The 12,403-nt window shown below is 48.7% G+C and carries 11 protein-coding genes; all 11 read left to right on the top strand.

The features are described from left to right. Positions 1 to 229 precede the first annotated feature (229 nt). Positions 230 to 793 carry a GNAT family N-acetyltransferase gene (locus M1D61_RS11345; RefSeq protein ID WP_458118585.1) on the top strand — a complete coding sequence of 188 codons (564 nt, stop codon included), beginning with the start codon at positions 230 to 232 and terminating at the stop codon, positions 791 to 793. A gap of 357 nt (positions 794 to 1,150) precedes the next feature. Beyond that, positions 1,151 to 1,942, top strand: coding sequence for an aminoglycoside phosphotransferase family protein (locus tag M1D61_RS11340; protein ID WP_458118584.1), 792 nt, complete (start codon positions 1,151 to 1,153; stop codon positions 1,940 to 1,942). A 370-nt stretch (positions 1,943 to 2,312) separates the two neighbouring features. After that, a complete protein-coding gene (locus tag M1D61_RS11335; protein ID WP_458118583.1) occupies positions 2,313 to 2,813 on the top strand; it encodes a sigma-70 family RNA polymerase sigma factor in 501 nt (166 codons plus the stop codon). Next, positions 2,800 to 3,177: a hypothetical protein gene (locus tag M1D61_RS11330; RefSeq protein ID WP_458118581.1), complete on the top strand. Its 378-nt coding sequence runs from the start codon at positions 2,800 to 2,802 to the stop codon at positions 3,175 to 3,177. The genes M1D61_RS11335 and M1D61_RS11330 overlap by 14 nt, the downstream gene beginning before the upstream one ends. After that, a complete protein-coding gene (locus M1D61_RS11325) occupies positions 3,161 to 5,257 on the top strand; it encodes a hypothetical protein (RefSeq protein ID WP_458118580.1) in 2,097 nt (698 codons plus the stop codon). The genes M1D61_RS11330 and M1D61_RS11325 overlap by 17 nt, the downstream gene beginning before the upstream one ends. A 213-nt stretch (positions 5,258 to 5,470) precedes the next feature. Further along, positions 5,471 to 7,027: an ABC-F family ATP-binding cassette domain-containing protein gene (locus M1D61_RS11320; RefSeq protein WP_046214219.1), complete on the top strand. Its 1,557-nt coding sequence runs from the start codon at positions 5,471 to 5,473 to the stop codon at positions 7,025 to 7,027. A gap of 267 nt (positions 7,028 to 7,294) precedes the next feature. Then, a complete protein-coding gene (locus M1D61_RS11315; protein WP_458118579.1) occupies positions 7,295 to 8,023 on the top strand; it encodes a YebC/PmpR family DNA-binding transcriptional regulator in 729 nt (242 codons plus the stop codon). Positions 8,024 to 8,233: 210 nt separating this feature from the next. Continuing rightward, the gene (locus M1D61_RS11310; RefSeq protein WP_458118578.1) at positions 8,234 to 8,890 is read left to right on the top strand and encodes an S-layer homology domain-containing protein; all 657 of its coding nucleotides are present in this window, start codon (positions 8,234 to 8,236) and stop codon (positions 8,888 to 8,890) included. 268 nt (positions 8,891 to 9,158) lie between these two features. Further along, positions 9,159 to 10,202, top strand: a complete 1,044-nt coding sequence (locus M1D61_RS11305) for a threonine aldolase family protein (RefSeq protein ID WP_458118576.1) — start codon at positions 9,159 to 9,161, stop codon at positions 10,200 to 10,202. Positions 10,203 to 10,317: 115 nt separating this feature from the next. Then, on the top strand, positions 10,318 to 11,271 hold the full coding sequence (locus M1D61_RS11300; RefSeq protein ID WP_458118574.1) for an MBL fold metallo-hydrolase: 954 nt from the start codon (positions 10,318 to 10,320) through the stop codon (positions 11,269 to 11,271). A 124-nt stretch (positions 11,272 to 11,395) separates the two neighbouring features. After that, the gene (locus tag M1D61_RS11295; RefSeq protein ID WP_458118573.1) at positions 11,396 to 11,857 is read left to right on the top strand and encodes a DinB family protein; all 462 of its coding nucleotides are present in this window, start codon (positions 11,396 to 11,398) and stop codon (positions 11,855 to 11,857) included. Positions 11,858 to 12,403: the final 546 nt, after the last annotated feature.

Raw genomic sequence — 12,403 nt, 5'->3', positions numbered from 1 at the left:
CCCTGATCTAAGTAAGTAATGATTATAAAAATTTAGCTCACTAAATAAACATGCAAAAAATAACAGCACATTCAATGTAATATAGACGCAAATAAAATCTGTGAAACGTTCTCAGGAAAATGTTTCGTAGATTGCTAATAATGGTAAAATATACAAGGAAAAGCTCTAATTGGATACAGTCACGATGCCGGAAACCTGAAAATGCACAGGCTGAGAAGGGAGAAAAATAATGACATCATGGTTCAACAAACTCCGGGATTATTTTCCTGCTCAAGAAATGAAGTCCCAACTCCATATGTTGGCATTGTTACAGGAAAAGCAGGGGGAATATAAAATTATAGAAGAAGCCAATTATGTGATCGTGTATCTGGAGAAAGAAGATTATATCTTTGTTGATTTCATGCTGGTAACCGGCGGCAATCGGAGCCGTGGTATTGGCAGCCAGGTGATCGAGAAATTAAAACGCCAGGGCAAGCCGATTATCTTGGAAGTTGAACCTGTAACTCCAACTGATATAGATACAGAAAAACGTGTGAAATTCTACAAAAAACTTGATTTTAAGCTGTTCCCGGCGATTCGGTATGTTCGTACTCACACGGTTACGGGCTTGCTCAATATTATGGATGTGTACTGCTGGTCACCATTTCCGGTAACCACGGAGTGGGTCTACCAGCGAATGGCCGAATCCTATGAGCAGGTACATGCTTATCGGGCACAGGACTTTTACGGCGAACCGCCACAGACTGCAGATGAAGTATTACAACTGGAAGTACATGCCAAGTCAGTGGGCTAAACATAAATAACAGGCTCCATTATTCTATTGGGAGCTCTCTATATTTGCGTTGGAAGTTCTGCCACGAGCGTCTGATTGTATTCCAAGTCTATCGCAAAGTGACATGCCGGGACTGTCTTTGATGCTTGATTGTATCCTTTCGATCTATTTGAATTATTATTTTAATAATGTAAATAACAACTATATATCTGGCCCAAAAGCTGACGCCGATGCCTAATGGACGTCAGCTTTTCTATTCCTTTAAAAATACGTAATTATGTATAATTTATAGTAGGTGTTTTGTCATGAAATGCATTAAACAAGCAGTTAAGAATTACTATATAATGGAATTCCATTCTGGTGCAGGGAGAGATTTGTATGGATATTCAATCGATAGATGATCGTAATGTTCAACAGTTAACTGCTATACTGCATTCTATCGTTGAATTTGATGACGCGATTTTGCTAAGCGGTGGATATTCTGATACGATCAAGTACATTTGCTATCAGTCCGATCGCCCGCTGTATCTGTTACGGGTGTACCCGCTGTATAGATATGAGCACTGTACCCAGGAACAGCGCTATTTGCAGCAGCATTATGACAATGGAGTATCCTGTCAGCAGCCGATATATAGTGGAATCTTTCCCGAGCTGAATTGCTGCTGTCTGCTGTTGCCCTATATGGCGGGAGAAGATGGCGAGGCGGCGCTGCCGCAGCTTGCACCGGACGAGCAGTATATCCAGGGGTTAGCGGCAGGAAGACAGCTACACAGCATTCACCGGATTACACCTGACTCTTCATTCAATTGGGCAGATCAAAGGTACAAGAAATATATTTCCAAAAAAACAGCAGTTCAGAAGTTGGGAGTTTCTTTTGAGCAGCAAAAAGAACTGGAGCGGTATATCGAGCGGCATACGTATATGCTGGAGCACCGTCCGGTTGTATTTCAGCATGATGATTTTCACCCGGCGAATATGATTTTTAAAGAAGGTCGATTACACGGAATTATCGACTTCAGCCGGTTTGACTGGGCCATCCATGGGAGGAGTTTTTCAAGTTGCCCAAGTATACGTGTGAGACAAGTGTACCGTTTGCACGGGGACAGGTGGATGGGTATTTTAATCAGCAGATCCCGGATGATTTCTGGCCCAGATATAATTTGTTCGTAGCCATGAACCAGCATGCGACGCTGCTGGGCGGGCTGAAACATTATTGTTCGGAACAGATCCTTCATAAGATTCACCAGACGGTAAGAAGCCATGATTTCGCAGGAGAAGGACCGCCTCTCTGGTACCGAGGGTGATTTTTTACATATATGAACGTTGATGTTAATTTAGAAGCTGCTGATTACTACATTTTATATATGAGACCCGATCTGATAACATGGTAATTTCTGTTCATTCGCTGCAATTTTCCGAGTTTTATTAAAATCATGCAACCTGCAAGCCCCAGCCCGCATCTTAGTTTATAAAGGGGGAGTTTTAGCTGGATATTGTCACTGGACTGAAGAACCGGGATGAATCGGCTCTTCGTCTGTTAATGAATGAATACGGAGATATACTGCTGCGAACGGCTTTTTTGCTGGTGCGTGACCGTCAGGCGGCGGAGGAAGTGGTTCAGGATACCTTTATCCAGACTTACCGGCATATTGATCAGCTGAAGCAGCCGGACAAATTAAAATCCTGGCTCCTTCAGATTATGACCAATCGCTGCCGGATGAAGCAGCGTACGTGGAGCTGGCGCCATATTTTCCCCGGTGGCCGTGCAGATGATCTGACCGCCGATGATGAATATGCAGCCAGCGGAGCAGAAGAGATGGTTATGAAAGACCTGGACAGTTATGCGCTGGTCCATGCTGTACAGCAGCTTGATTACATATATCGTGAATGCATTGTACTTTTTTATTTTCAGGAAATGAGTATACAGGAGATTGCACAGCAGATAGAGACGAGAGAGAACACGATCAAATCAAGATTATCCCGCGGCCGTCAGCAGCTGCGGGTCCTATGGGAAAGGGAGGAACTCCATGACAGAGCATAAAGTGGTGAATCCGCAGGAGCGGCAGCATATTCAGCAGCAGCTGCAGAGTGAACTAAAAGCAATTCATTTCCAGGGTCACGAGCAGGTCATCCGGCAGACTCATCCGCTGACATGGCGATCGAGGATGCACATGATCTGGAATTATGAACTGGAATGGTCATGGAAGCCGTCAGGAATCATCACAGCGGCAGCCATCTCTGCACTGGCGATTCTATTGACGATCCAGCAGGTGAATCCTCCTTCCACGGTAGGAACGGAAGGGAATGGAACACCCGAAAAGCGCCAACTGATCGATATCGGCGGCAATATCTACTGGCAGGATGCCTATGAGAGAGCGGTGAAGCAGTATGAAATTCAGAATTAAAGTAAAACATCTTGTATTATACGGACTGCTGCCTCTGCTGCTGATCGGAGCAGGAGCCTACGTCCTCATGCAGCCCCAGGTATCCGGGTGGCTGTATGGCAACAAAGATCTGCCGCCGGAACAGCAGCGAACAGAGCTGCTGGCCAAATTGCAAAAAGCTTCGACCGTAGAGAGACTGAGCATTATTCGTGATGAAGTGGCAGGTATCGAAGAATATACGCCGTTTTACTTTGATGTATATATTGGTGCAAACAACAGCCAGTTTAGCAGCCTCCCAGAATCCGGGCCTGTGCTTGAGCCGCAGGAACGTGCAGCGCTGCTGGCGGAATACATTACAGGCGGACAGCCGGATTACCGGATGGCCGAGGCGGTTCGGGAACTGGTCTTCCTGTATGATCTGCTCGGTGAGCAGGATAAGGCAAATCAGCTGCTCCGGCAGGCGAGTCAGCGCTTTATCAAGGGAACAGATGAGCACCGGCAGCTGACCGTGCTGCAGTTCGATCGGCTTATGAATCAAGGACATCTGCAGCAAGCCCAGGCGGTCTATGATGCGGAAAACTGGAATACAAGTGATGAACAGCTGTCGGATCGTACCAGACTTCAGGCTCGGCTGCTGCTCGCCCAGGGGGATGCCCGTACCGGGACCGTCAGCGGAACCTTCCGGCACAGTGATGGTACACCCGTCAGTGGAGCGGCGGTCTTTTTAAGAGAAGAAAGCAAGCTGAACCATTATTCCAGTGACGCCAGCGATTCGGCACCTTATCGGGCGATTACGGATCAAGAGGGGCGCTACACTTTTCATTATGTCACTCCGGGTACGTACCAGTTCCGACTGGGAATGTCCTATGAGCAGGTCGATGGCTGGACGCTGCAGGATCAGCAGGATAAATGGATCAGAATCAATCAAGGCAATCAGCTGCAGCGTGACCTGACGCTTCAGCCGCTGATCCAGCTGAAAGAGCCGGTCAATGACCGGATGATCAAAGGGAATCAGGTCGATTTCCGCTGGCAGCCGGTAAAGGGTGCAGCCTATTACGCATTGGAAGGCGGTATTCAGCTGAAAGATGGATCCAGCCGCAGTGCAATCCGGAGTCATATCAAGGAGAATCATATCTCCATTTCGATAGAAGAACTTTACGGGACGATGGGTGCTATCTCTTATAGAGAAACCGGCGATTTCCAGTCACTCAAACCCGAATATGTGCTTTATTTTATGAATCCGGAAGCCCGATTGTTATGGAACGTGCAGGCTTTTACTGAAGATGGACAGCTGATCACCCAGAGTATCGGCTACCGGTTAACCCCGGAGAGTATGGGCAATCTGCCTTTCTTTTATTTGCAAAATCGAACACTGACCGAAGCGGACCGCATACTGCTGCAGCATCAGCCTGAACAGGCACTTGCCGCTTACCGGCAGGATCTGACTGCCAATCCGGCAGATGAACACGCTCTGCTCATGATCATCCGGCTGCTAGATGCCAAAACATCCATCACCAATGATCATCGTTATGAAGACGAAGCGATTACGCTGCTGCGCAAGGTACCTGCATCGAAGCTCTCCACTGCACATCTGGACAGACTGACCGATTATTATTACAGAAAACAGAGCTGGCCGCTGTATAACCAGTATCATGCCCTGTATATGAAGACATCTCCGGTTGACTCCTCTGCGTATATTCGCTCCACATATGCGACAGCCCTGATGTATCAAGGCAAATGGGAGGAGGCGGAAAAGCAGTTCGACGCTGCCATGAAGCAGGATCAGGATCACCGATTTATCGGCAATTATATTGCACTGCGCATGTATAAGGCTCGTTCTCTGTCTGCCGGTGTGGAGTTGGCCCGTCAGTATCCTGAACATACGGATAGTAATGACCGCCGTGACTGGACGCAGCTGCTCGCCAACGTTCAATCCGAGCGGAAGCAGGCGCAGAACCCGGAGAGTTATGATCAGCAGCTGTGGCAAAAGCTGGAATGGTATATCCACGGGGATCAAGACCAGCTCAAGAAAGAGAGCAAGCCGTCGACCGATGAGCCTGCCATGAACAAGCTGCTGCAGGCTTTGCTGCAGGTCAGCTGACAATAGCCATTCCCGCTCCCTGTACGCAGGGAGCTTTTTTTCTACAATCCAGCGCCCCCAATGCCGATAATGCCTGTAAAATAAGCTTTTCATTTTTGAATAATTCCGTTGAGTTGTGCGTCAATAATCTCTATAATAAGACAGGATGAGCTTGCCGCCTTATCCGGGTGAGGCAAGCGTGAAGGAAAAAGTCTAACAGAAAAGGTGTAATGAATGAGCATACTAAACGTAGAAAAACTCAGCCACGGCTTTGGTGACCGGGCTATTTTTAAAGACGTATCTTTCCGCCTATTAAAGGGCGAGCATATTGGACTGATCGGCGCCAACGGCGAAGGCAAGTCGACATTTATGAACATTATTACCGGCAAATTGCAGCCGGACGAAGGTAAAGTGGAATGGTCCAAGCGCATGCGTGTCGGCTATCTGGATCAGCATGCTGTACTGGAGAAAGGCATGACTATCCGCGATGTATTGAAAAGTGCTTTCCAATACCTGCTGGATATGGAACAGGAAATGAACGATATGTACGGCCGTATGGGTGATGTAACGCCTGAGGAATTGGAAGATCTGCTGGAGCAGGTCGGTACGATTCAGGATACACTGACTGCACAGGATTTCTACCTGATCGATGCCAAGATTGATGAGACGGCACGTGGCCTCGGTCTGACCGATATCGGTCTGGACAAGGACGTTAACGATCTGTCCGGCGGACAGCGTACCAAGGTTCTGCTGACCAAGCTGCTGCTGGAGAAGCCGGATATCCTGCTCCTCGATGAGCCGACCAACTATCTGGACGAAGTGCATATTACCTGGTTGACCCGTTATCTGCAGGAATACGAGAATGCCTTTATCCTGATCTCTCACGATATTCCATTCCTGAACAGCGTAATTAATATTATTTACCATATGGAGAACCAGGAGCTTAACCGTTATGTCGGTGACTATGATTACTTCCTCGAAGTCTATGAAATGAAAAAACAGCAGCTGGAATCGGCGTTCAAGCGCCAGCAGCAGGAAATTTCCCAGCTCAAGGACTTTGTAGCCCGCAACAAAGCAAGCGTAGCGACCCGTAACATGGCAATGTCCCGTCAGAAGAAGCTGGATAAGATGGAAGTGATCGAGCTGGCGCAGGAAAGACCGAAGCCGCAGTTCAACTTCAAAGTCGGCCGTACGGCAGGCAAGCTGATTTTTGAAACGAAAGATCTGGTTATCGGTTACAACGAGCCGCTGTCCCGTCCGCTTGATCTGCGTATGGAGCGCGGACAGAAGATTGCACTGGTCGGTGCCAACGGTATCGGTAAAACGACGTTGCTGCGCAGCATCTTGGGCGAAATTCAGGCGCTCTCCGGTACAGTGGAGCGCGGTGAGCATCAGCTGATCGGTTATTTCGAGCAGGAGATGAAGTCGGATAACTACAATTCCTGTATCGAAGAGATCTGGAACGAGTTCCCGTCCTATTCCCAATTCGAAGTGCGTGCGGCCCTGGCCAAATGCGGCCTGACCACCAAGCATATCGAGAGCAAGATCGCTGTCCTGAGCGGCGGCGAGAAAGCCAAAGTACGCCTGTGCAAACTGATTAACCGCGAGACCAACATTCTCGTACTCGATGAGCCGACCAACCACCTGGACGTCGATGCCAAGGATGAACTGAAGCGTGCGCTGCAAGCCTACAAAGGCAGCATTCTGATGATCTCCCACGAACCGGAATTCTACAAGGACATTGTGACCGAGACATGGAACTGCGAATCCTGGACGACCAAAGTATTCTAATTGCATTGTAAAAGGCAAAGTATTTCACTATAAAAGCAAAATATGCCCTTGCCGGGTCCGATCCGGAACCGGTTATGGTATGCATACACTGCTGCTTCGATCCTGTTTGAGTGTCCACTTGAACAGGATTTTCTTTTTGATATAGATAATGTAAATTCATACAGTCAAAAGGAATATTCGAGTATCCGCTAAAAAATTTTGATTAACCTTCAAAACAGGTTATAATAAGTAGCGTATAAATTCACAATTAGAAAGAGAGCGAATTATATGGGCCGTAAGTGGAATAATATCAAGGAAAAAAAAGCCAATAAAGACGCCAACACGAGTAGAATCTATGCCAAATTCGGTGTAGAGATCTATGTAGCAGCGAAAAAGGGTGAACCTGATCCCGTATCCAACAGTGCTCTGAAAGTCGTACTGGAGCGTGCAAAAACATATAATGTACCAAAAGCGATCATCGATCGCGCACTGGATAAAGCAAAAGGCAGCGGAGAAGATCAATATTCCGAACTGCGTTACGAAGGATTCGGACCGAACGGTTCGATGATCATCGTGGATGCACTGACGAATAATGTGAACCGTACTGCTCCGGAAGTGCGTTCCGCTTTTAACAAAAACGGCGGAAACATGGGTGTAGCCGGTTCCGTAGCCTACATGTTCGATGCCACTGCCGTTATCGGTGTAACGGGTAAGAACGAAGAAGAAGTACTGGAGATCCTGATGGATGCGGACGTGGATGCACGTGACATCGTACAGGAAGATGATTCGGTTATCGTCTATGCAGCACCGGATCAGTTCCATGCCGTACAGGAAGCTTTCAAAGGCGCAGGTATCGAAGACTTTACGGTAGCGGAATTGACCATGCTGCCGCAGACATTCGTTACACTGCCGAATGCAGAAGCCGAAGCCCAGTTCGACAAGCTGATCGATGCGCTGGAAGATCTGGAAGATGTACAGCAGGTATACCACAACGTCGAATTTGCAGACGAGCAATAAGAGCTTAATTGCAGGCCGCTCTCCATCCTTTGCAGGCAGAGAGTGTCAGGCAGATTGGCTCCAACCGTATCATCCCTAAAAAGCAGCATGACCGGGCAAGAACCGGTGTGCTGCTTTTTTGATTTCCACTTATTGGATGAATGTGACTTTGCTTGTAAGCAACTTTTGGAAGCCGATTCCCGTCTGGTAAGAAGACAGGAGGAGATAATATTGAGAAAAATAGCAATCACTACATCACTGGCTCTGCTGCTCTGCAGTGTGAGTTTGAATAGTGCCATGGCTTTTGACGATGTAAAAGGGTCGCAGAGCCAGGCCATCCAGGAACTGCAGCAGCGCGGGGTGGTGAGCGGAATGGATGAAGCCCATTTTGCACCGGAAGCCGATCTGAGCTATGCACAGGCAGTGACCATGCTGGTCAACGGATTCGATCTGAACCTTGATACAATCCGGTTCATCAAAAAGCCTGCTGCTTCGGATATGTACAAAAATGTAAACGATGATGCCTGGTACGCCGAGGCGCTCGTCAACGGCTATTATAATGATGTGCAGCTGCCGGAGAACGTCAATCCCGGCGATGCTATTACCCGGGAAGAATTCGCCGCTCTGCTCATGAAGACACTGGAGACTAAAGGTAATCTGCCCATGATCAAGATCACCTCGGTTGCAATCAAGGATAATGCCCAGTTGAAGCCCGAACTGCAGGGAGCAGTTCAGCGGATGCTGCACTATAAAATCGCTTCATTGAACAAGGATGGCCGCTTCCATCCTCAGGCAGCGATCAGCCGCGGCGAGGCAGCAGAGTGGCTCGCTCGCAGTCTGAAGCTGATGGATGAAAAAGCCGCTTCGAATACCACACCGGCTTCATAGATGCGATCTGATTAGCTGCACCTCCTAATAGATAACGATGCATTGCCGGCTTCCCATAATCAATCAACAGACCGCTGTACGGTGGAGAGATCCTATTCCCTGTCGCCAGCGGTTTTATCTGCTGTTTTCCACTTCGGCCATCTAGGATAGGCTCACGGATTCGGTTATGAGTAGGCGCTTTATTTCCATCTGGTTATCCGCGGGTTCGTATACTACAATGGAGAAGGCATAACCATTGCATCGACAATATTTTACCGAGGTGACGTTAATGATCAGTTTTTTGAATGATTACAGCGAGGGTGCACATCCCGCTATTATGCAGGCATTACAGGATACCAATCTGGTGTCCACCGTGGGGTATGGAATGGATGAATACTGTACGCTTGCAGCTGACCGCATTCGTGAAGCAGTGCAGTCGGAGCAGGCACAGGTTCACTTTCTGGTTGGAGGGACGCAGACCAACCGTGTACTCATTGCCTCGGCACTTCGTCCGCATGAAGCCGTGATCACCGCCCTGACCGGTCATGTGGTGGATCATGAGACCGGCGCGATTGAAGCTTCCGGGCATAAAGTACTGACCATTCCGGCATCGGGAGGCAAGCTGACACCGCAGCTGGTCGAGCAGATTCGTCTTGCGCACCATTCCGAGCATATGGTCAAGCCTCGAATGGTATATGTATCCAACGCTACCGAGATCGGTACGTTTTACCGGCTGCAGGAGCTGGAGGAATTATCCGCTTACTGCCGCAGCCATGATCTCTATTTCTTCCTCGACGGCGCGCGGCTTGGTTCGGCGCTGACCGCTCGGGGCAATGATGTCACACTGGCGGATCTGGCCCGGTTGACCGATGCCTTTTATATCGGTGGTACCAAAAATGGCGCACTGTTCGGCGAAGCTCTGGTGCTGGTGAATCCTGCACTGCAGCAGGATTTTCGCTATCATATCAAGCAAAATGGAGCCATGCTCGCCAAAGGCAGGCTGCTGGGTATCCAGTTCGCTGAGCTGTTCCGGGATGAACTGTATTTCCGGATTGCCGCTCATGCCAATGTGATGGCTGCAAAGCTTAAACAAGCCATTACCGCAGCAGGCCACTCCTTCATGATCGATTCGGATACGAACCAGCTGTTTCCGATTCTACCGGATAATGCGCTGGAGCAACTGCGATCCCGATATTTATTCAGTCACTGGGATAAGATAGATGATACTCACAGCGTAATCCGGCTGGTCACTTCCTGGGCGACTGCAGAAGAGGATGTACAGGCCTTTGCAGATGATATTCTGGCATTAAGCGGTACGGTTGTACGTAAATAGAGTATTAATGTTATCGAAAATTCTTATCTTTTTAGACAACCACTGCGTATGATTATATTCCATAATACTGCAGTACAGGCGATATACTCGATTACTTCATCAAGAAGGAGAACTTATGGTTAAGCGACTCGTCAGGCTGGCAGATCATATATTCCGCCTTTCCCTGCCTCTGGGAGAAGGCGAGGTTAACAGCTATTTGTTTGAAGGTGCCAAAGGTTATACAGTAGTGGATACCGGAATGAATGATGAGGTAACACGCCGTAACTGGCAAGAACTCATCGCGAACGGACTGGTCATCGAAAAAGTAGTCATTACCCATGGACATCCGGATCATATCGGTCTGGCCCGCTGGTTCCAGCAGGAGATCGGCGTACCAGTGACCTTTTCCAGAGTGGGCTATGAGAATTTGAAAAAGTATCATGCCGAGTGGCTGGAATTATCGGAAGATGATCATACTCCTTATGCATTTAATGTTAAGTATGATGGGCCCGAGATTGCAGCCAAGCTGTTCTACCGGCATATGGGCGGTGGATTTCTGGAACCGGATGAGCTGTACAGCCATCGGGACAGACTGATGCTTGGAGATACAGAATATGAAGCGATATGGACGCCGGGACATGCGGCAGATCATTTCTGTTTCTGGAACGCGGAGCTGCGCATCCTGCTTTCCGGGGATATGGTGTTTGCGGATACGGCTCCGATGGTTCCGTGCTGGACCGAGGAAGATCGAAGTCCGTTAGAAGATTATTTCCGTTCGCTGGAGCAGATTGGAGACTATCCCGCAGAGCTGGTGCTGCCGGGTCATGAGCATATTATCCATGATCTCGGCCAGCGTATTCGCGATCTGCGCAATGCCCATCATTTCCGGATGCAGCAGCTGCTCGGCATGATGGACAAGGAAGGCAAGACAGCGGGTCAGCTGTGCCGGGAATTGTATGGACACCGGCATACCGGCACACAGGAGCTGCTCGAATTCTATACGGCGCTGTCCCGGCTGATGTATTTGCGGCATGAAGGATTTGCCGAGTCCTTTGTTCATAATCACAGGGTCTATTTCCGAAAAGTTTAGTTCGATCATGACGGAGTATAATCCGCTGCTGTTAACGTGAACAAGTGGTACGTTGGACAATGTTCCGGGCCAAGGAGTAAGATAAGAGAGGATTCATACTTATTTCCAGTAGGAGGAGGGAATTATGTCAAACTCATTTATTTTTACATGGACAGCAAGAAACCGCCAGAATATCCAGAAGTATCTGGACAATCTGACGGCAGAACAGAGAACGATCGTTCCGGAAGGTTTTAATAACAACATCTACTGGCAGGTAGGACATATCGTAACGGTAGCTGACAGCATTGTCTATCGTCTGGCGGGCAGAGAGCGCAAGCTTCCGGCTGTATACGATACATTCTTCGCGCCAGGCACCAAGCCTGCCGAATGGCAGGGAGAGCCGCCGGCCTGGGAAGAAATACTGCGTGTACTGAACGAGCAGCCTGACCAGTTCCGCGAAGCACTGGAAGGCCAGCTGGAAGCTCCAGTAGCCGTACCGGAGAACTTTGCCGGTGCAAAAGTGCTGAATGATCTGATGGAACTGAATCTGTCCCACGAGAGCGCCCATTCCGGTATGATCAATGCGATGTCCCGTCTGGTGAAATAGATTCACAGGGACTTGGCAGACCGTACGGACAGCAGCAATACCACGAATATAGCAGGTACAACGAAAAGGCAGGACAGCGAGGCTGTCCGCCTTTTTACTTGTGCTTGGTAGAAGAATGGATACCAAGATATCGCAGGATTATAAATAGCGAATACAATAGGGCAAGTAGAAGTGAGCGTTAGAGAACAAGATATAGCGTTACACCAAATTCTACATAGAGGAATGAATAAGTCACTATCAGCTTATCCTGATTGTCATCTTGCAGCTTCTGCTGCCTGCCGCTCTGATCTGGTATGCTACTGTTCTGCTGGCTCCATGGCCGGTCATCTGGATATTCCTGCCGGGAACGGGTCATGCGCTGTTCGCCGGCTTGGTCCTGTGGATCAGCCTCGGCGTGCTCAACATCGTATGGATATGGCGACATAACCGGCACTCTGCGTGCAGAAGTCGCTCCTATCCGTAACCAAACCGCCTTTTGTCTCCATGCAGAAATGCGACTATAATGGTATCATATGTGCATTGTCCAAATACCAGTCAAATCATGAA

This window comes from Paenibacillus sp. Z6-24 (assembly GCF_054161335.1).
Note: the sequence above shows the minus strand (reverse complement) of the source record. Positions and strands in the feature narration are given on the sequence as shown.

Excerpts from the sequence above, each read along its gene's own strand:
- M1D61_RS11315 (WP_458118579.1), top strand. The coding sequence starts at position 7,295 with ATGGGCCGTAAGTGGAATAATATCAAGGAAAAAAAAGCCAATAAAGAC.
- M1D61_RS11320 (WP_046214219.1), top strand. The coding sequence starts at position 5,471 with ATGAGCATACTAAACGTAGAAAAACTCAGCCACGGCTTTGGTGACCGG.
- M1D61_RS11345 (WP_458118585.1), top strand. The coding sequence starts at position 230 with ATGACATCATGGTTCAACAAACTCCGGGATTATTTTCCTGCTCAAGAA.
- M1D61_RS11330 (WP_458118581.1), top strand. The coding sequence starts at position 2,800 with ATGACAGAGCATAAAGTGGTGAATCCGCAGGAGCGGCAGCATATTCAG.
- M1D61_RS11295 (WP_458118573.1), top strand. The coding sequence starts at position 11,396 with ATGTCAAACTCATTTATTTTTACATGGACAGCAAGAAACCGCCAGAAT.
- M1D61_RS11340 (WP_458118584.1), top strand. The coding sequence starts at position 1,151 with ATGGATATTCAATCGATAGATGATCGTAATGTTCAACAGTTAACTGCT.
- M1D61_RS11305 (WP_458118576.1), top strand. The coding sequence starts at position 9,159 with ATGATCAGTTTTTTGAATGATTACAGCGAGGGTGCACATCCCGCTATT.
- M1D61_RS11325 (WP_458118580.1), top strand. The coding sequence starts at position 3,161 with ATGAAATTCAGAATTAAAGTAAAACATCTTGTATTATACGGACTGCTG.
- M1D61_RS11335 (WP_458118583.1), top strand. The coding sequence starts at position 2,313 with ATGAATGAATACGGAGATATACTGCTGCGAACGGCTTTTTTGCTGGTG.
- M1D61_RS11300 (WP_458118574.1), top strand. The coding sequence starts at position 10,318 with ATGGTTAAGCGACTCGTCAGGCTGGCAGATCATATATTCCGCCTTTCC.